The following is a 255-nucleotide window of genomic DNA, read 5'->3' on the forward strand; positions in this document are numbered from 1 at the left end:
TGGAAGCGGCTATTCGTGATGCAGCGATTTCGCAAGATCAGATTGGCTATGTAAATGCACACGGTACCTCTACACCGGCTGGTGACGTTGCTGAAACGCTGGGCATCAAACGTGCCTTGGGTGCAGCGGCAGACAAGGTGCTTGTCTCTTCTACTAAGTCAATGACAGGTCACTTGCTGGGCGCAGCAGGTTCTGTGGAATCCATTATTACTGTTATGTCTCTGGTTGATCAGGCGGTACCACCTACCATCAACC

At 51.4% G+C, this 255-nt stretch carries 1 pseudogene; it reads left to right on the top strand.

Annotated features, from left to right (window positions below):
• Nucleotides 1–255, top strand: a pseudogene (locus ACYP03_RS27005) (beta-ketoacyl-ACP synthase II); the annotation flags it as partial.

It is taken from the genome of Photobacterium sp. R1 (genome assembly GCF_054600795.1).